The sequence below is a fragment of the Streptomyces sp. XY431 genome, assembly GCF_001279805.1.
Taxonomy (GTDB): Bacteria; Actinomycetota; Actinomycetes; order Streptomycetales; family Streptomycetaceae; genus Kitasatospora; species Kitasatospora purpeofusca.
Genome location: NZ_LGDO01000501.1, coordinates 17,046 through 33,586, shown reverse-complemented (window position 1 = coordinate 33,586; position 16,541 = coordinate 17,046). Strand labels below are relative to the sequence as shown.

Sequence of the window (16,541 nt, the reverse complement as noted above, 5' to 3'; positions counted from 1 at the left end):
CGGGCTTCGGGCAGGCGGAGCCACGCCCCGGCGGTGGTCGCCGGGACGCTGCGGTGGATGCGGGGAGACGCGTCGTTGGGTCCTCGCGGGCGGTCAGTGCCGCCGGTCGTAGGCGACCGGGAGCCGGTTCACCCCTCGGGCGAGGACGGCGGGCACCCAGGCGAGCGAGTCGATCTCCTCGCCGTCGGCGGCGGACGGGCGCAGCCCGGGCAGCCGGGTGAGCAGGGTGCCGACGGCGATCTGGAGTTCGGCGCGGGCCAGGGCGGCACCGGGGCAGAAGTGGATGCCGTGGCCGAAGGCCAGATGGGCGTTGGGGGAGCGGTCGAAGTCCAGGACGTCGGTGTCCGGGAACTGCTCCTCGTCGCGGTTGGCGGCGCCGAGCGAGACGATCACCGAGTCCCCGGCCGGCACGGTGGTGCCGTGCAGGTCGCTGTCGGCTCCGAAGAACCGCCAGGTGGTGAGTTCGAACGCGCCGTCGTAGCGCAGGAGTTCCTCGATCGCCCGGGTGAGCAGGCCCGGCTCGGCGCCGGGCGCGTCCGGGTCGAGGCTCGCGCGCAGCCGGTCGAGCTGGTCCGGGTGGCGGAGCAGGGTGATCAGCATGGTGGTGATCTGGTTGGTGACCGGCTCCTGGCCGGCGACCAGCAGCTGGAACACCATGGAGGCGAGCTCCTCGGGGCTCAACTCGCCGGCGTCGCAGGCGGCGACGAGCCGGCCGAGCAGGTCCACGTCGGGCCCGGCGGGGTCGTAGGTGGCACGCTTGTGGGCGACCACGTCGGCGATGTAGCCCTGGAGGCCGTGCAGCCGGCCCTCGTACGCCGGTCGGCCCGGGTCCTGCGGGCCGACCGGTTGCACCACCTTGCCCCAGTCGCGGTCGAAGCGCACCGCGAGTTCCTGGGGCAGGCCGATCACGGCCGCCAGCACCCGGAACGGGTAGTGGGCCGCGAAGCCTTCGACCAGGTCGGTGCCGCCGGCCGGGGCGGTCGCCGGGAGTTCGTCGATCAGGGCGTCGGCCAGCTCCTGGATGCGCGGGCGCAGTGCCTCCACCCGGCGCGGCGCGAAGGCGTCCAGGACGAGCTTGCGCATCGTCGTGTGCTTCGGCGGGTCCTGGTGCAGCAGGTGCACCTGGAGCTGGGAGTGCTGCGGCTCCGGCATGATCGAGGCGAGCTTGCGCCAGTCCTCGTTGCCCAGTGAGTGGTTCTTGCCGAGCCTGGGGTCGTTGAGCGCCGCGTGGGCCGCCTTGTAGCCGGTGACCAGCCAGGCGCCGACGCCGCTCGGGAAGGTCACCCGGTGGACCGGGCCCGCGGCCCGCATCTTCCGGTACAGCGGGTACGGGTCGCTCTTGTACTCCGGTCCGAACAGCGGTACCGGATCGGGGAGTTCGTCGTACCCGAACGGGCAGCGCGGCCCGTCGGGCGTCTCGCCCGCCGCGGTCGGGTCGTGGACGGTGTCGGTCATTGCGGTTGTTCCTCCGGTAAGGATCTGCCGTGCGTAGGGGGAGGTGTGACGGTGGGTCACACGCGGCTGCGGATCGTCCGGTCGGTTCCGGTGGTGCTCCCGCTGCCGGTGCTGCCGCCGGCGGCGGCGTCCTTGGTGCGGTTGTTGCGGTGGTGCAGGGTCAGTAGTCCGACGGCGAGGGCGGCGGCGGTGCCGGCCAGGGTGAGCCCGGCCCGGATGCCGGCGACCTCGGTGGTGCCGTAGAGAGTGGCGGCGGTGCCCAGTGCGGGGCCGAGCGCGAAGCCGAGGCTGCGGGCCAGTTGGACGGCCGAGCCGGCGGTGGCGAGTTGGCCGGGCGGGGCGGAGGTCATCACCAGGGCCTGGACCGGCCCGCCGTTGAGGCCCATGCCGACGCCGGCCACGGCGAGCCGCCAGGCGATGTCGACCGGGGACCAGTCGGTGTCGACCGGGACGAGCAGCAGCAGGCCGAACGCGGTCACGGCGGCGCCGGTCAGCGCCGTCGGGCGGGCGCCCCAGCGGTCCGCGAGCCGCCCGCCGAAGCGGCCGGCCACCACCATGCCGAGCGGGAACGCCAGCATGGTGAGCGCGGTGTTGGTGGCGCTCTCGCCGTCGTCGCGGCGCAGGTACTGGGCGAGCAGGTAGTGGTTGGCGGCGAAGCCGGCGGCGAGGGCCAGTACCGAGCCGTTGACGGCGGCGGTGCCGGAGGCGCGCAGGACACCGGCGACCGGCCGCCCGCCGGGGCGGCGCAGCCAGAACAGCACCAGCGGCACGGACGGCAGCGTGAGCAGCAGCCAGAGCGGCGCGTCCGGGGCCAGGGTGAGGCCGAGCAGTACCGAGGCGACCGCCGAGCCGATCAGCGCGGCGTCGCCGAGCGAGGCGCGGTCGGGCAGCCGCAGCTGCTTGCCGCCGCGCGGGGCGTCCTTGCGGGCGATCAGCCAGGCGGCCAGGCAGATCGGCAGCTTGACGAGGAAGATCGCCCGCCAGCCGACGTGGTCGAGCAGCAGGCCGCCGACGACCGGGCCGAGGACGGCGCCCAGCGGGCCCAGCGTGGCGGGCACGCTCATCGCGCGGCCGCGCAGCTCGGGGCGGACGGCGGTGGCCGCGAGGACCGGCATCAGTACGAACAGCACGGCGCCGAAGGCCCCTTGGGCGAGGCGGGCGGCGATCAGCCAGCTCGCCCAGGGCGCGACGGCGGCCAGGGCGCTGCAGAGCGCGAAGCAGCCGACCGACAGCAGCAGGGCGGCGCGCAGGCCGACCTGGTCCAGCCACCGTCCGGCGGGCAGCAGCAGGGCCACCAGGGGGAGCTGGTAGCCGAGCACGGCCCACTGGGCGGTGGTCGGGGAGACGTCCAGGGCGTCGGCGATGTCGGTGAGCGCGAGGTTGACCACGTTCATGTCGAGCATCGCGACGAAGGAGATCAGCCCTGCGGCGAAGACCAGGCTCCACCGGTCCTCCGACCGGACCGGGCCGTCACCCGACGTACTGGTGGCGGGCGACTGCTGCGCTGCCATGGGTCATCCTCCGTTCCCCCGTGCTGTCCGGACACCACCTCGGCGGCGGCGTCCGGTACAGCAGTCGGAGACACCCCGGCTCGAGTTCCGAACAGGTGGGGGATTTTTATGGCTTGGCCGGATCATGCCCACAGTGGCCGATCCTGTCCGCTGCCCGCCGCCGGTTCCCGACGGCCGTTCTGCGCGGTCGCCGCCCGCTCCGGGTCCGCACCGCCCTAGGTTCGAACGCATGGTTGACGAATGCTTCGGACATCCCCGGCTGGCCGCGATCTACGATCCGCTCGACCCCGACCGGGGCGATCTCGACCCCTACCTCCGGCTGGCCGGGGAGCTGGGGGCCCGTCGGGTGCTGGACATCGGCTGCGGCACCGGGGTGTTCGCCCTCCTCCTGGCCGGCCGCGGGATCGAGGTCGTCGGCGTCGATCCGGCCCTGGCCTCCCTCGACGTGGCCCGGGCCAAGCCGGGCGCCGGACGGGTGCGCTGGATCCACGGCGATGCCACGGACCTCCCGCCGCTGCGGGTCGACCTGGTGACGATGACCGCCAACGTCGCCCAGGCGATCGCCGGTCCGGCGGCCTGGCGGCGCACGCTGCGCGGGGCCTTCGGGGCGCTGCGGCCCGGCGGGCACCTGCTCTTCGAGACCCGCGATCCGGCCGCGCGGGCCTGGGAGGACTGGACCCGGGAGAAGTCCCACCGGGTGACGGAGCTGCCGGGTGTGGGCCCGGTCGAGAGCTGGGTCCGGCTCGTCGAGGCGGACGGGCCGCTGGTGACGTTCCGGTGGACCTTCGTCTTCGCCGCGGACGGGCAGGTGCTGACCTCGGACTCGACGCTGCGGTTCCGGGAGCGGGAGGAGGTCGAGGGCGAGCTGGCGGCGCAGGGGTTCGTGGTGGCGGAGGTCCGGGACGCGCCGGACCGTCCGGGGAAGGAGTTCGTCTTCCTGGCGCGCCGCCCGTCTGCCGATGCCTGACCGGACGGAGGGAGCATGCCGGAGGGCGGGTGACGGACCCCAGGGTCCGTCACCCGCCCTCCGGCAGGCCCCGCGCGCCGCTCAGCAGGCGGCCGCCAGTTCCGCCGCCGCGCCGGCCGCCGGCTCGCCGGCCTCGGCGGCCCGCAGGCGGGCGATCAGTTCCTCGCGCGCCCGGGCGACCCGGGAGCGGACGGTGCCGACCGGGCAGCCGGCCACCTCGGCGGCCTCGGCGTAGCTCAGCCCGACCACCTGGGTGAGCACGAAGGCCTCCCGCCGTTGCGCCGGCACCCGGTCCAGCAGGTCGCCGAGCGCCACGCCGTCCTCGAAGCCCGCGGCGGGCGTGGTGCCCTGCCGCTCGGCGGCCTCCTGCCAGTCCGGCAGCGCCGCGCAGCGCGGGCGGGCGGCGGCGTTCCGGTAGCGGTCGATGACGGTCCGGCGGGCGATCGACAGCAGCCAGGTACGGGCCGAGGAGCGTCCGGCGAACCCGGGCAGGCTGCGCAGGGCGCGCAGGAAGGTCTCCTGGGCGAGGTCGTCGGCGGACTGCACATCGGTGAGGTGGGCGACGAACCGCCACACGTCCCGCTGGGTGGCCCGGACGAAGGCTTCGACGTCGGCGGACCGCCCCTCGCGGGCGGCCAGGGCGAGGGCGGTCAGCTGTTCGTCATCCATGGCGGCCTCCCACCCGGACAGTCCCACCTGGGAGAAGGTGCGGGACGATGGTCATATGAGATGCGAGCAACTCCGTACCGCTCTGTCCGCCCGCCTCGACGGCGAGCCGGCCGGTGTGCCGGACCGTCGACTGGACAAGCACGTCGCGCGCTGCGCGGTCTGCCGGGACTGGCTGGAGCGGGCGGAGCGGCTGCGCGGACCACTGCTCGCCGACCGGACCGGCGGCGACCCGTCGGGGGAGTGGACGGCGGCGCTCCTCGCCGGCCTCGGCGCGGAGCCGGCGGCGGATTCGGTCGTCGAGGAGATGGAGGGCCGCCCCGGGCAGGGGGACGGCGGGCGGACGCGGTAGGACGGTGGCGCCGGTTCGGACCGGTGCGCCGTCGAAGTGAGACATGGAGGAGTCCCGGGGGGAAGACGGTGGTGCGGTCCCGCTGCGGGCGGAACCGTCGGCGTCGGTGGGCGGCCGCGCGTCCGGGGCCCCGGCCGGCGGAGCGGCGGGACGGTCGGCGCGCACGGGCCCGGGCCCCGGTCGCGCGGGCGGCGTCCGTCGGTACCGGCGGCGCTCCGTCCCCGGGTCGCCCGGCCCTCGGCGGCCTCCGCCGCCGTCCGTGGCCGTCGGTCCTGCTCCCGGTCCCGGCTCCGGCAGAGGCGCGGGGTTGGGCGGGGCGGTGCGACGGCACGGCGGTGCGGTGGTTCGCGGTCGGTCGGGGTCGTCCGGGACGGGCGGCGGTACCCGGCGGCGCGGCTGCGGCGCGGGGCGACCTGCCCACCGCGTCGGGAACACCGGTCGGTGTCCGGGAGGGCGGAGGGCGCGTCAGCGGGCGAACGCGGTGCGGGGCGGCCCACGCCGCACCAGGGCGTGCGAGAGCAGCACCAGCCGCGGTAGCCGGGTCCGGCTGCCGACGGGTCTCGGCGCTCCCGGCGGCCGGTACCCGGCGGGTCGGCCGAACAGGGCCAGCAGCGGTGCCAGCAGCGCCCCGGCCAGTACGGCGCCCAGTGCGCCGAGCAGGTCGAACAGCCGCACCAGCGCCGTCTCGCCGCGCCAGAGCAGCAGCGCGCACGCGAGCGCGGCGATCACGTGGGCGGCGATCATGCCGGTGGACATGCCGTGCGCGGCCATGTCGTGACCGCCCGTACTGTGACCGCCCGTCGCGTGACCGGCCAGGCTCTGCCCGGTCACGCTCTGCCCGGTCACGCCCGCGCCCGACCCGGACGCCGGGTCAGGTGCCGCCGCCGCGCCGTGCGCGTGGTGCGCGGCGGTCGCGGCCTGGGCACCGGCCGGCGGGACGTCCGGATCGAGCCCGGCCATCACGGCCAGGTCGTCCGGCGTCAACCCGGTGGGTGTCGCGTCCGGATTGCACAGCAGGAGCGAGGCCCAGTCCGTCGGCGGAGTGCGGCTCGCGCCGCCACCGCCGAGCAGCGAGCCCGCCTGTTCGAAGGTCAGGTGCAGGGCGGTCTGCGCCGCCACCATCCAGAGGCTGATCACCGTGAGCCCGCGCCGTCGGCCCGCCAGCAGCCAGGTGAGGCCGAGGGTGAGACCGAACGCGCCGGCGAGGACGGGAGCCGAAACCCCGGAACCGGACATGGAAACGTGCGCCGTGGCGGCCAGCGCCACGCAGAGCGCGGCGAAGACCACGGCGCGCAGCGAGCGGATCCGGTCGGTCATCACGATGACACTCATCGTCGCACCCGCCTCCGCCGACCAGTACCGCACCCTCCGCTATTGGCCGGTTCCACCCCTGTGGCGGCACGTCCGGGCACCTCGGGCGGGTCCCGGCGAGGCAGGCCGTTCGGGCACTGACACCTCCGGGGCCGCTGGGAAGGGTGGTGCGGGAGGGTTGTCGTCCGGTGGCTGGATCCCGACGGTGCGGGAAGGGGTGGAGCGCAGAGCGGCGCCCGACTGGTCCCAGAAGATGCTATTCATGCCGTCATATCGGTTTGACAGCTTCGTTCCGATACGTACTGAATGTGACCTCGCACACACGGGACCGACAGGGACAGGAGGCCCGGGATGGGCACCACCGCATCCGATGCCGGCGCGACCACGACCAGCGGTGCGACGGGCGGAGCGGCCGCGGGCGTCCGCCCCGGGGCCGACGTCAGGTCCGGAGTCGCAGGCGTCGGCCCCGGGTTCGCCGTCGACCGGCCGGAGGGTGCCGACCTCGCGGATCCGGCCTTCTGGCGACTGCCCGCCCCGGCCCGCGCCGCCGCCTTCGCCGAACTGCGCCGCCTCCCCGCCCCCGCCCGCTTCGGTGCCGGCCCGGGCCGGGGCGGCCGCGACCAGGGCTTCCACGCCCTGGTCCGGTACGCCGACGTGGTCGAGGCCAGCCGCATCCCCGGCGTCTTCCTCAGTGGACCGGGCGTCACCACCCCCGAACCCGCCCGCTGGGTCCGCCTCCTGTTCGGCGACTCGATGGTGAACCTGGACGACCCCCGGCACGCCCAGCTGCGCCGGATCGTCTCCCGCGCCTTCACCCCGCGCCTGCTCTCCCGGGTGGAGGAGGACATCCGCCGGGTCGCCACCGAACTGGTCGACCGGGTCGAGCACGAGCGCCCCCGGGACTTCGTCAACGCGGTGGCCGCCGAACTCCCCTTCCGGGTGATCTGCGACATGATGGGCATTCCGGCCGAAATCCGCCGCGCCATCCTCGACCAGGTCAACCACGCCTCCGAGCACACCGGCGTCGCCCGCCCGCTGCGCGAACGCCTCCGGACGCCCGGTCGCGGGCTGCGGGCGCTGGCCCGGATGCAGGGCATGGTCGCCGCCCTCGGCCGGGAGCGCCGCCGCCGCCCCGCCGACGACCTGATCTCCGCCCTGGTCACCGCCGACGTCGACGGCCGCCGCCTCACCGGCCGCGAACTCGGCGCCTTCTTCTCCCTCCTGCTCGTCGCCGGGGTCGAGACCACCCGCAACGCCCTCGCGCACGGCCTCCACCTGCTCACCGTCCACCCCGGCCAGCGCGCCCTGCTCCTCGGCGACCTCGACCGGCACCTCGGCGGCGCGGTCGACGAGATCGTCCGCCACTCCACGCCGATCATCCAGTTCCGCCGCACCCTCGCCGTCGACCACCGGCTCGGCGGTCCGGACGGCCCGCTGCTGCGGGCGGGCGAGAAGGTGGTGCTCTACTACGGCTCCGCCAACCACGACGAGACCGTGTTCGCCGACCCCGAGTCCTTCGACATCACCCGCACCCCCAATCCCCACCTCGGCTTCGGCGGGGGCGGGCCGCACTACTGTCTCGGCGCGCACCTCGCCCGGCAGGAGATGAAGGTGCTCTACCGGGAGCTGTTCACCCGGCTCCCGGAGGCCCGGTCGGTCGGCGAACCGGAACTCGCACCGTCCAGCTTCGACCACCGGGTCCGCGCGCTGCGGTTCACCTTCTGACCCGCCGGGCTCCGCTCCCCGCACGCTTCGGACACGTCGGAAGGTGGCCGTCGTCACTGCGACCGCCCAGACCGCCGAGCAGAATGCCGACATGACCGACCGTTCGCTCCCCACCGCGACCCCCCCCCCGGCCCCCGCCCCTGCTCCGTCTCCCGTTCCCGCCGACCCGCTGCCGTCCGGTGTCGACGGGCCCACCGCCGACGCCTGGACCGCGCTCGGCGGACCGGCCGCGCTGCTGGACCGGGTCTCCTTCCACGGCCCGGACGCGGTGCTGCCCTCCCGGCTGCCCGTGCGGCGGCTGGCCCGGGCCACCGTCGCCGCCTGCTCGCTGGCCGCCGCCGAACTCGCCGCGCAACGCTCCGGCGGCCCGGTGCCCGAGGTCCGGGTCGACCAGGGTGCGGTCGCCACGGCCTTCGTCAGCGAACGCCACCTGCGGATCGACGGCCGCGCCCCGGTCAGCTTCGCGCCGCTCTCGGGCTTCTGGCAGACCGCCGACGGGTGGCTGCGCACCCACGCCAACTACCCCCACCACCGGGACCGGCTGCTCACCGCCCTCGGCCTGCCCGCCGACACCGGGCCCGAACGGCTCGCCGCCGTACTGCGCGAACAGCCGGCCGCCACCGTCCAGGAGCGCGCGTACACGGCGGGAGCGCTCGCCGTCGCGGTCGCGCCGGCCCGGGAGCTGGTCCTGCCGCTGGTCGAGCTCCGGACCGTCGACACGGCCGCGCCCCGTCCACTCGCCCCCGCCGACCTGCCCGCCGCCGGGATCCGCGTCCTCGACCTCACCCGGGTGATCGCCGGACCGGTCGCCACCCGCACCCTCGCCCTGCTCGGCGCCGACGTGCTGCGGGTCGACTCGCCCCGTCTGCCCGAGGCCGAGGACGCCCACGCCGACACCGGCTTCGGCAAGCGCTCCACCCGCCTCGACCTCGCCGGGCCGACCGACCGGGCCGCGTTCGACGGCCTGCTCGCCACCGCCGACGTCGTCGTCACCGCCTACCGCCCCGGCGCCCTGGACGCGTACGGACTCGCCGCCGACGAGCTGCTCGCCCGCCGACCGGGCCTGGTGGTCGTCGAACTGAACGCCTGGGGCTGGACCGGCCCGTGGAGCGGACGCCGCGGCTTCGACAGCCTGGTCCAGGCGGGCTGCGGCATCGCCGCCGTCGAGGCCGGCGCCGACGGCCGCCCCGGTGTGCTGCCCGCCCAGGCCCTCGACCACGGCACCGGCTACCTGATCGCGGCCGGGGTCCTGCGCGCCCTCACCGACCAGCGCACCGGCCACCCGGGGAGCCGCCACCTGCGCTACTCCCTGGCCGGCACCGCCTCCTGGCTGCTGCAGGGCATCGCCCCCACCGCCGACCCGCACGTCCTGCCGAACGACGAGCCCTACGACCCCACCCGGTGGATCACCGACACCGCCTCGCCGGACTACGGCCGGCTCCACCACGCCCGCCCGCCCCTCGGCTACGCGGGCGCCCCCACGGACTGGTCCCGCCCGCCGGGCCGCTGGGGCACGGACGCCCCGGTCTGGCGCTGACCGCCGGCGCGCCGACGGCGGGCCCCGGCCCGAGGGCCCGCCCGCCGTCCCGTCGTCCTTCTCTCCCGCCCTCAGACGCCGGACGGGATCTGCTTCGCCGAGCTGCGCACCTGGAGGGCCGTCACGATCTCGACCAGCCCGAGGAACAGCAGCCAGCACCCGGCCAGGACCGTCAGCGCCTTGATCGAGCCGACCGGCCAGACCATCAGCAGCACGCCGGCCAGCGTGTTCGCCGCACCCGCGAAGGCCTGCCAGCCGCGGGCCGGCATCGTCTCGTCCGAGATCGCGGCGACCAGTTGCGTGATGCCACGGAACAGCCAGCCGATGCCGATCCAGATCGCCAGCAGCAGCAGCGACTGCGCCGCGCTGCGGAAGCACAGCAGACCGAGCAGCACACAGAGCGCGCCACTGATGAAGGCCAGCACCCGCATCGCGGTGGTGGCGTGGGTGCCGAACGCGGCGACCAGCTGGACGATGCCGATGACCAGCAGATAGAGGCCGAACAGCACGCCGACCACCATCAGCGTCTGCTTCGGCCAGACGAACACGACGATCCCGAGCGCGAGCGAGACCAGCCCGGCGAGCAGCAGCACCTGCCAGGCGGCCTTGGCGAGCATCCCTAGCGGACCCCGGACCGGGGAACCGTCGGGAGTGATGATCGGGGAGACCACGGTGGCATCCTCCTGGAGTGCGGGCGGTGGACGGCGTTCCTCACGGGAGGGCGTTCCTCACGATCACCTCACGATCACCGCCCGCGCCGGACCGCGCTCGCGGGGCGCACCCGTTCGGGCGATCGAACGGATTTCCCCCGGGGTTCCCCGAACGTCACCTCACCCTCACTTACCGTCGATAAGATCCGTCGATATGACTTCTGAAGGGTGGGGGACCCCTCCGGTCGAGCCGATCGGTCAGCACTACATCGTCTGCGGCGGCAACGCACTCGCCCACCGCCTGGTCCTCGAACTCGTCGAGCACTACGAAGTACCGGTCGTCGTCCTCGTCCCGGACCGCACCCGCGACCACGCACCCCGGATCGAGCAGCTGGACGGTGTCGCCGCCGTCGTCGAATACGCCAGCGTCACCGAGGAGGCGTTGCGCGCCGTCCGGGTCGAGACCGCGCGCGGCATCGCCCTCGTCGACGGCAGCGACCAGGAGAACATCCACGCCGCGCTCTCCGCCCAGGGGCACAACCCCGGGATCCGCATCGTGCTGCGGATGTTCAACCAGCGGCTCGGTTCCAACATCGAGCGGCTGCTCAGGAACGGCACCGCGCTCTCCGGCTCCGCCACCTCCGCCCCGGCCTTCGCCGACGCCGCACTGTCCCGGCCCAACTCCGTCCAGGTCGGCGACCGCTTCCTGCACATCGCCTACGACGACGACATAGCCGCCGACCGGATCTGCGTCGTCGCCGACCGCATCGACCGCCAGGACCTCGGCCGGATCCGCCTGCTGCCCGACCAGGAGGGTGACTCCGCCTCCTTCGTCCGCCTGGCCGGCGAGTTCGGCGACGGCGGCCCGATCCGCTCCGCCACCGAGGCCCGCCGCGCCGCCGAACCCGCCACCGCGCCCGACGAACCGTCCCCCGCCGCCGGGGGCGTCGCGGCGCTCCAGACCCTGCCCAGCGAACCCGCCGTCCGGATCCCCTGGTGGCGGCGGCTGCGCTGGCGGCTCCTCGACACCCTGCGCTTCTTCACCAGCGCCCGCCTCCGCGTGGTACTGATCACCGCCCTGGCCGCGGTGCTGTTCTCGTTCGGGCTGCTCTGGTACCTCAACGGGGACTTCGCCTGGACCTTCTACGCCTCCCTGCTCGACCTCGCCGGCGCCGCCCAGCCGGACCAGCCCGGCGCCGGGGACGGGAGCGGCACCGGCGGCACCTGGCAGCGGATCGCCCAGGTGGTGATCACCTTCTGCGGCATCACCTTCGCGCCGGTGGCCACCGCCATCATGGTCGAGGTGCTCGCCTCGGGCCGCCGCGGCCAGCACCGCAGCCCCGGCGCGGGCACCCGCGACCACGTCGTCGTGGTCGGCCTCGGCAACGTCGGCACCCGGGTGGTCGCCCAACTGCACGGACTCGGCGTGCCGGTGGTCGGCCTGGAGAGCGACCCCCAGGCCCGCGGCATCTCCGCCGTCCGCGCCCTCGGCGTCCCGGTCGTCGTCGACGACGGCCCCCTCGCCGAACAACTCCGCCGCGCCCGCCTCAAGCACAGCCGCGCAGTGGTCGCCGTCAGCGGCGACGACGCGACCAACCTGGAGGCCGCCCTGGAGGCCCGCGCCGTCCGGCCCGACGTCCGGGTGGTGCTGCGCCTCTTCGACGACTCCTTCGCGAGCCACGTCTACGCCACCCTGGACAATGTCGCCTCGCGTTCGACCTCGTATCTTTCGGCGCCGGCTTTCGCCGCCGCCCTGATGGGCCGCGAGGTGCTGGGCACCCTCTCGGTTTTTCGGCACGTCCTGCTGATCGCCGAACTCCCCGCCGAGCTCGGCACCGGCCTGATCGGCCTCAACCGCCACGACCTGGAGGACCCGGGCGGCGTCAGGGTCCTGGCAGTTCGACTGGCCCGCAGCCCCCGCCTCTACCACTGGAACTATGCGGACCGCACCCGGACGCTGGAGCCGGGCGACAGCGTCGTCGTGGCCACCACCCGCAGCGGTCTGGCTCGCCTCAACACGACGCTGACGGAGAACACCTGAGAGCCACAGGAAGTCGGCCACGCCGACTTCCTGTGCTCAAGGGCACTGCTCTCCCGGCGGGTGCCGGCCGTCGTGCACGCGGACGGCCGGCACCAGGTCACCACCGGCCACGGAGACAGGCTGATGCTCCCGGTCGTTCCCGGTCAGGGCCGCCCCTTCCGGAATGGTGGTTATGAAACGATCAAGCTTCGGACCTGGGGCTCGCAATGGGAGCTGGTGCACTCCGATATCGACGACCTTGTCGGCACCGAGGTGCACTTCCGGGTGTTCCATGGCGGTGATCGTGTACGCGATGGCGTTGTCCAGGATCCGCTCGGCCATGTTGCGGACCACGGTGTTGTCGCGGAGCAGGAGCGCGATCTCCCGGTCGTACAGGTCGCCGGTGTTACCAGGGCCCTCGAACATGTTGTACGTCAGTTCCTTGACGTACGGCCGAACCGCATTGAGGAGCGCGCGGGGGTCACGGAACTCGGTCTCCGCATGTGCTTCAAGCGCAACGGTTCACCTTCTTGCCGCCGTCGAATCCCCGGCTCACGGACCTCACCCCGCAGCCGGTCGTGGAACTCGGCGACCAGGCCCTTGTCGCGCCAGCGCCGGAAGAAGGCGTAGACCCGGTCCCACGCGGGGAAGTCCGCGGGCACAGACCTCCAGGCGATACCGCCTGCGACCAAGTAGCGCACAGCGCTGACCAGCTGTCGGTGGCAGTAGCCCTCCGGCCTCCCGCCCCTTCCCGCTGGCCAGGCGGGCACCGGCATCGCGTCACGCACGACGGTCCACTCCGCGTCGCTCATGTCGGAGGGGTACCTCGGCCGCCTGTGCGGTCGGTCCCCGGCGTTCCCGAACCGATGAGCGAGGCAATCACACGGCAGAGGCGCGGAGTCGGACGACAACGACACGGACGCGGAAGACTGCAGCACCAGGGCCCCTTGTTGCTCGGTTGGATTCGACAGCCACGAGCTGTGCGGGAGGCCCCATTTTCATGCCCAGCCAACCAGAAGATCACCCAACCGAGTCGACAGCCTCGGACTCACGCCCACCGAGATCGATAGAGCAACGGCCACTGAACGCAACCCACCTTGTCGCTCTGGTCCGTGCTCGGGCACGGTTCGAACGCGGCCACCTCGTCGAACGCCCCGAGCTCCTCTCGGCGTGAGCAGCCTCAGCCGATCCGCAGAAGCCGGGAGGATCTCAGGCACTCGCGTGCCGTATGTGCAGGTGGCCATCGCGGGGGAAGGAGGGCGGTGCCGCGGGCAGGATGGTGTCGAAGTCGTAGCGGCTCTTCTGTGCAACCCGGCACGATGCCAGGTTGTCCACCTGGTGCAGGAGTTCGAGACGCTCCAGCCCGTCGGCTTCGAAGGTGTCGAAGGCCCAGTTGGTGAGTGCCTCCAGAGCGCGGGAGGCCACTCCCCGCCCGCGAGCGTGTGCCGCGGTCCAGTAGCCCACTTCGGCCGCCGGTGTGCCGGAGGTGACCCCCTTGAGGACCACGTTGCCCACCAACTGTTCGCGAACTGAACCGGTTCGTGCCTCAAAGACGGCGAAGCCGAACCGGTCCCCCGTTGCCCAGCCCTGCTGCTGAGCCTGCACCCAGCGTGTCCCGTCGGCATCGGTGTCCACGACAGAGCTCGCCCACTGGCGCAGTGTCCGATCCCGGCTCACCTCGACCAATGCGGCGACGTCCTCCATGCGCCAGGGGCGAAGAACGAGAGCGGGGGAGACCGGCGACGCGGCCACCTGAAGTACGACCGGGACACTCATCAGCCGATCATGTGTGGCGGCGTTCTCACCCGATGCCAGCCGTGTCCGCCCGGTGCCGCCTTGTGACCGCCCCGTCATTGCTGGGTCCGGGCGCGCAGAGCCTGGACGGACCAGTCGAACACTGGAGCCAGGCTCTCCGGGGCCGGCCAGCCGTTGACCACTGCGAGCAGCTGGAGGTACCGCTCCCTGCGGGGGTCGTTCACGCTCTCCAGTCGAGTCGCCAGCCGGCGGCGAAGCTCGATGTCGTCGGGGCGGCCGAGGAGGTGCGCGTAGTACGCCGTGAACTGCGCGACGATCGGATCGGCCTGGGGCGAGGCCGGGTCGATGCCGGCGGTCAGGGCCGGGCCGACCTGGTCACGGACGGCTGCGGCAATGTCGCGGCGCGGGGCCGTCACGTCGCTTCGGGTCTGCTCGGCCGCCTGGTCCTCGACCATCCGCCGCACGACGGCGCGGAAACCCGGGTCCAGGGACATTTCGGCCAGCTCCACCCACGCCTGGACCTGCTCTGCCTCCGGGTTGTCGGGCAACTCGGGGGTCATCGAGCGCATGACCCCCGCGAATGCGGGGGCGGCGTCAAGACCGCCGAAGACGGTGTCGAGGAAATCGCCGATCAGACGGCTGCGTTCGTCCTCGGAAAGGCGGGCCAGCTGGTGCATGCGTTCTGTCTCCTCAGGTGTGGACCCGCGCTCGGCCACCGCCGTCAGCACCGCGCGCTGCAGGCGCAGGACGCGGATCTGCACCGTCAGTGCTTCGGCGTGCGCTGCGGCGACCTCGGGAAGCGAGAGCTCTCGGTCCACGACCTTGCGGATCGTGGGAAGGTCCAGTCCCAGCTCGCGCAGGGTACGCACGAAGTCCAGGCGTGCGACGGCGTCGATGCCGTAGAGGCGGTAGCCGGCCGGGCTGCGGTCGGTCGGCGCCACGATTCCGCGATCGGAGTAGAACCGAATGGTCTTGACCGTGAGACCGGTACGCCGAGCGAGTTCGCCGATCGAGTAGAGCGTGTCGCCGTTCATGTCCCCACCTTTGTGTCTCCCCCTACGGGAGACTCAAGTCCCTTCGCCTGCTGGCAGGCAACCACTCCTCATCCACAAGTCTTGACAATTCCTCTTGCCGGACCAGGGTGGGCGGCTCGCCGCCGGTGTGGTGCCCGGGCCGGAACAGGAGGTCTGGTCGGTCGCTGCGCTGGCCGAGTTCCTTGGGGCCGTAGAGGGCTGCGGCCTTTCCTGCGAGCAGGGCTCAGTAGCGGTCCCCGAAGGACCAGTGCCACCACTCCTTGGGGTAGTTCACCAGTCCCGCGGCCGTGAGGACGGCGCCCAGCAGCTTCCGGTCGGCGCGGGCCTGCGCTCGCCACCGCGGGGATCGAGCGTGATCATGCCGATCATCGTTCCGTCGCGTTCGACCACGAAACAGCTGGGGTGTCGGCCGGGCACTTCGGGCATCGCGTGCTCGAGTCCGTCGCGGGGCCGGACGCCGCCGATGTAGGTGCCCGCCTCGGGCGAGGCGAACAGCTCGACGAAGGCCGCACGGTCCCGGGCCTCGGACTGGCGGAGCACGAGCCGGTCGGTATCGGGTCCGTCGGCCAGGGGAAGGTTCCAGGTTCGATCACGGCGGGGGACCTATCGCACGCCCCATGAGCAGCGATTGACGGAGAAGGCCGGCTGCTGCTCGGCGATCTTTTTCCTGCGGTCTGCAACCGGCACCGCTTCGGCGTGCGTGTCGATGATCCGAGAAGCGCGCGCGGAGCGGAACCGGTGGGGCGGCGAAGTGAGCAGGGGACAGCGAACGGACGGAAGGCGACACGGCGTGGGTCACGATCAGGTTCTCGAAGCGTTTCAGCTGGAATGCGCAGCCGTCGGCGACGCCGTGGCCGGACTGTCCGAGGCCGAGTGGGACCTTCCGACGCGCTGCACTCCCTGGACCGTACGCGACCTGCTCGGGCACGTATGCGTGGTGATCGACTGGCTTCCGGCCATGCTGGACGCGCCGGAACCCGGCGAGGCGGAGATCTCCGCGGTGGAGTACTACCGCCCGGACGACCGCTTCTCACAGCGGACCAACGGCAAGCGGATCGCCCTGGCCCAGGACCGTGCGGCGGAGCCAGCCGACGGCGCCGCCTGCGCCGAGGACTTCGCCGAGACCTGGCGGCGGGTCGACAGGCTGTGCCGGGCCCAACCAGACGGCCGGACCGTGCGGACCCGCCACGGCGACGCCATGCTCCTGTCGGAGTTCGTCCTCACCCGCGTCGTGGAAGTCGCCGTCCACGGCCTCGACCTGGCCGACGCACTCGGACGCGAAGCCTGGCTCACCCCGGCGGCCGGTGACGCCGTGACGGAGCTGCTCCTGGGCGCGGAGCAGGCCCTGGCGGCCGACAAGCTGGAGTGGAGCCGTCCCCACTTCCTGCGCAAGGCCACCGGCCGGGAGCCGCTGACCGAGCCGGAGGCCGCGCAGGTCGAAAGGCTCGGCATCCGCTGGCTCGCCCTGGGCTGATCTCCGTGCACAAACCGGTCTGGGCCGAAGACCGCGCCGAGGTAGTGGTGGCCGGTCATGCGGCACCAGGCGGGCAGGTCGAGC

General features: G+C 73.4%; 15 protein-coding genes and 2 pseudogenes. 6 read left to right on the top strand and 11 right to left on the bottom strand.

All coding sequences use genetic code 11. The features are described 5' to 3' along the window. Nucleotides 1–93: 93 nt before the first annotated feature. On the bottom strand, nt 94–1,455 hold the full coding sequence (locus tag ADK60_RS35930; RefSeq protein ID WP_079008977.1) for a cytochrome P450 family protein: 1,362 nt from the start codon (nt 1,453–1,455) through the stop codon (nt 94–96). 56 nt (nt 1,456–1,511) lie between these two features. Further along, nucleotides 1,512–2,966 carry an MFS transporter gene (locus tag ADK60_RS35925; protein WP_053651040.1) on the bottom strand — a complete coding sequence of 485 codons (1,455 nt, stop codon included), beginning with the start codon at nt 2,964–2,966 and terminating at the stop codon, nt 1,512–1,514. A gap of 229 nt (nt 2,967–3,195) precedes the next feature. Here ADK60_RS35925 and ADK60_RS35920 point away from each other — a divergent pair, with 229 nt between their 5' ends. Further along, nucleotides 3,196–3,933 (top strand): class I SAM-dependent methyltransferase, encoded by a 738-nt coding sequence (locus tag ADK60_RS35920; RefSeq protein WP_053651039.1) that lies wholly within the window; start codon nt 3,196–3,198, stop codon nt 3,931–3,933. A gap of 81 nt (nt 3,934–4,014) precedes the next feature. Here ADK60_RS35920 and ADK60_RS35915 read toward each other — a convergent pair whose 3' ends face one another. Next, entirely contained in the window at nt 4,015–4,602 is a 588-nt protein-coding gene (locus ADK60_RS35915) for a sigma-70 family RNA polymerase sigma factor (protein WP_053651038.1), read from the bottom strand. 55 nt (nt 4,603–4,657) lie between these two features. Between ADK60_RS35915 and ADK60_RS35910 the strand changes: the two genes are divergently transcribed. After that, nucleotides 4,658–4,951: a zf-HC2 domain-containing protein gene (locus ADK60_RS35910; protein ID WP_053651037.1), complete on the top strand. Its 294-nt coding sequence runs from the start codon at nt 4,658–4,660 to the stop codon at nt 4,949–4,951. 465 nt (nt 4,952–5,416) lie between these two features. Here the strand turns inward: ADK60_RS35910 and ADK60_RS35905 are convergent, their stop codons facing one another. Continuing rightward, the gene (locus ADK60_RS35905; RefSeq protein ID WP_053651036.1) at nt 5,417–6,283 is read right to left on the bottom strand and encodes a hypothetical protein; all 867 of its coding nucleotides are present in this window, start codon (nt 6,281–6,283) and stop codon (nt 5,417–5,419) included. A gap of 330 nt (nt 6,284–6,613) precedes the next feature. Between ADK60_RS35905 and ADK60_RS35900 the strand changes: the two genes are divergently transcribed. Both ADK60_RS35900 and ADK60_RS35895 read left to right on the top strand, forming a co-directional pair. Next, entirely contained in the window at nt 6,614–7,987 is a 1,374-nt protein-coding gene (locus tag ADK60_RS35900) for a cytochrome P450 (RefSeq protein WP_079008976.1), read from the top strand. Nucleotides 7,988–8,078: 91 nt separating this feature from the next. Beyond that, nucleotides 8,079–9,524, top strand: a complete 1,446-nt coding sequence (locus ADK60_RS35895; protein WP_079008984.1) for a CoA transferase — start codon at nt 8,079–8,081, stop codon at nt 9,522–9,524. A 71-nt stretch (nt 9,525–9,595) separates the two neighbouring features. On the opposite strand, the gene ADK60_RS35890 is transcribed toward ADK60_RS35895, so the two are convergent. After that, nucleotides 9,596–10,195 carry an HdeD family acid-resistance protein gene (locus ADK60_RS35890; protein ID WP_063783367.1) on the bottom strand — a complete coding sequence of 200 codons (600 nt, stop codon included), beginning with the start codon at nt 10,193–10,195 and terminating at the stop codon, nt 9,596–9,598. 193 nt (nt 10,196–10,388) lie between these two features. Here ADK60_RS35890 and ADK60_RS35885 point away from each other — a divergent pair, with 193 nt between their 5' ends. Beyond that, nucleotides 10,389–12,215, top strand: coding sequence for an NAD-binding protein (locus tag ADK60_RS35885; RefSeq protein WP_053651035.1), 1,827 nt, complete (start codon nt 10,389–10,391; stop codon nt 12,213–12,215). A 36-nt stretch (nt 12,216–12,251) separates the two neighbouring features. Here ADK60_RS35885 and ADK60_RS48560 read toward each other — a convergent pair whose 3' ends face one another. The 6 genes and pseudogenes from ADK60_RS48560 to ADK60_RS35860 all read right to left on the bottom strand — a co-directional run. After that, nucleotides 12,252–12,620 carry a hypothetical protein gene (locus tag ADK60_RS48560; RefSeq protein WP_199839830.1) on the bottom strand — a complete coding sequence of 123 codons (369 nt, stop codon included), beginning with the start codon at nt 12,618–12,620 and terminating at the stop codon, nt 12,252–12,254. Between the two features lie 8 nt (nt 12,621–12,628). After that, the gene (locus tag ADK60_RS35875) at nt 12,629–13,006 is read right to left on the bottom strand and encodes a transposase (protein WP_286185324.1); all 378 of its coding nucleotides are present in this window, start codon (nt 13,004–13,006) and stop codon (nt 12,629–12,631) included. Nucleotides 13,007–13,403: 397 nt separating this feature from the next. Continuing rightward, entirely contained in the window at nt 13,404–13,970 is a 567-nt protein-coding gene (locus ADK60_RS35870; RefSeq protein ID WP_079008974.1) for a GNAT family N-acetyltransferase, read from the bottom strand. A 74-nt stretch (nt 13,971–14,044) separates the two neighbouring features. Next, complete coding sequence (locus ADK60_RS35865) at nt 14,045–14,983, bottom strand: MerR family transcriptional regulator (protein ID WP_053651034.1); 939 nt, start codon at nt 14,981–14,983, stop codon at nt 14,045–14,047. A gap of 223 nt (nt 14,984–15,206) precedes the next feature. Continuing rightward, nucleotides 15,207–15,311 (bottom strand): annotated as a pseudogene (locus tag ADK60_RS42690) (M15 family metallopeptidase); the annotation flags it as partial. Further along, nucleotides 15,311–15,576 (bottom strand): annotated as a pseudogene (locus ADK60_RS35860) (GNAT family N-acetyltransferase); the annotation flags it as partial. The pseudogenes ADK60_RS35860 and ADK60_RS42690, both read right to left, overlap by 1 nt. 158 nt (nt 15,577–15,734) lie before the next feature. Between ADK60_RS35860 and ADK60_RS35855 the strand changes: the two are divergent. Then, nucleotides 15,735–16,457, top strand: coding sequence for a maleylpyruvate isomerase N-terminal domain-containing protein (locus ADK60_RS35855; protein ID WP_353651787.1), 723 nt, complete (start codon nt 15,735–15,737; stop codon nt 16,455–16,457). Nucleotides 16,458–16,541 lie beyond the last annotated feature (84 nt).

What these genes read in the sequence shown, in the direction of transcription:
- ADK60_RS35930 (WP_079008977.1), bottom strand. Translation starts at nt 1,455, where the DNA reads ATGACCGACACCGTCCACGACCCGACCGCGGCGGGCGAGACGCCCGAC.
- ADK60_RS35925 (WP_053651040.1), bottom strand. Translation starts at nt 2,966, where the DNA reads ATGGCAGCGCAGCAGTCGCCCGCCACCAGTACGTCGGGTGACGGCCCG.
- ADK60_RS35920 (WP_053651039.1), top strand. Translation starts at nt 3,196, where the DNA reads ATGGTTGACGAATGCTTCGGACATCCCCGGCTGGCCGCGATCTACGAT.
- ADK60_RS35915 (WP_053651038.1), bottom strand. Translation starts at nt 4,602, where the DNA reads ATGGATGACGAACAGCTGACCGCCCTCGCCCTGGCCGCCCGCGAGGGG.
- ADK60_RS35910 (WP_053651037.1), top strand. Translation starts at nt 4,658, where the DNA reads ATGAGATGCGAGCAACTCCGTACCGCTCTGTCCGCCCGCCTCGACGGC.
- ADK60_RS35905 (WP_053651036.1), bottom strand. Translation starts at nt 6,283, where the DNA reads ATGAGTGTCATCGTGATGACCGACCGGATCCGCTCGCTGCGCGCCGTG.
- ADK60_RS35900 (WP_079008976.1), top strand. Translation starts at nt 6,614, where the DNA reads ATGGGCACCACCGCATCCGATGCCGGCGCGACCACGACCAGCGGTGCG.
- ADK60_RS35895 (WP_079008984.1), top strand. Translation starts at nt 8,079, where the DNA reads ATGACCGACCGTTCGCTCCCCACCGCGACCCCCCCCCCGGCCCCCGCC.
- ADK60_RS35885 (WP_053651035.1), top strand. Translation starts at nt 10,389, where the DNA reads ATGACTTCTGAAGGGTGGGGGACCCCTCCGGTCGAGCCGATCGGTCAG.
- ADK60_RS48560 (WP_199839830.1), bottom strand. Translation starts at nt 12,620, where the DNA reads ATGTTCGAGGGCCCTGGTAACACCGGCGACCTGTACGACCGGGAGATC.
- ADK60_RS35875 (WP_286185324.1), bottom strand. Translation starts at nt 13,006, where the DNA reads ATGAGCGACGCGGAGTGGACCGTCGTGCGTGACGCGATGCCGGTGCCC.
- ADK60_RS35870 (WP_079008974.1), bottom strand. Translation starts at nt 13,970, where the DNA reads ATGAGTGTCCCGGTCGTACTTCAGGTGGCCGCGTCGCCGGTCTCCCCC.
- ADK60_RS35865 (WP_053651034.1), bottom strand. Translation starts at nt 14,983, where the DNA reads ATGAACGGCGACACGCTCTACTCGATCGGCGAACTCGCTCGGCGTACC.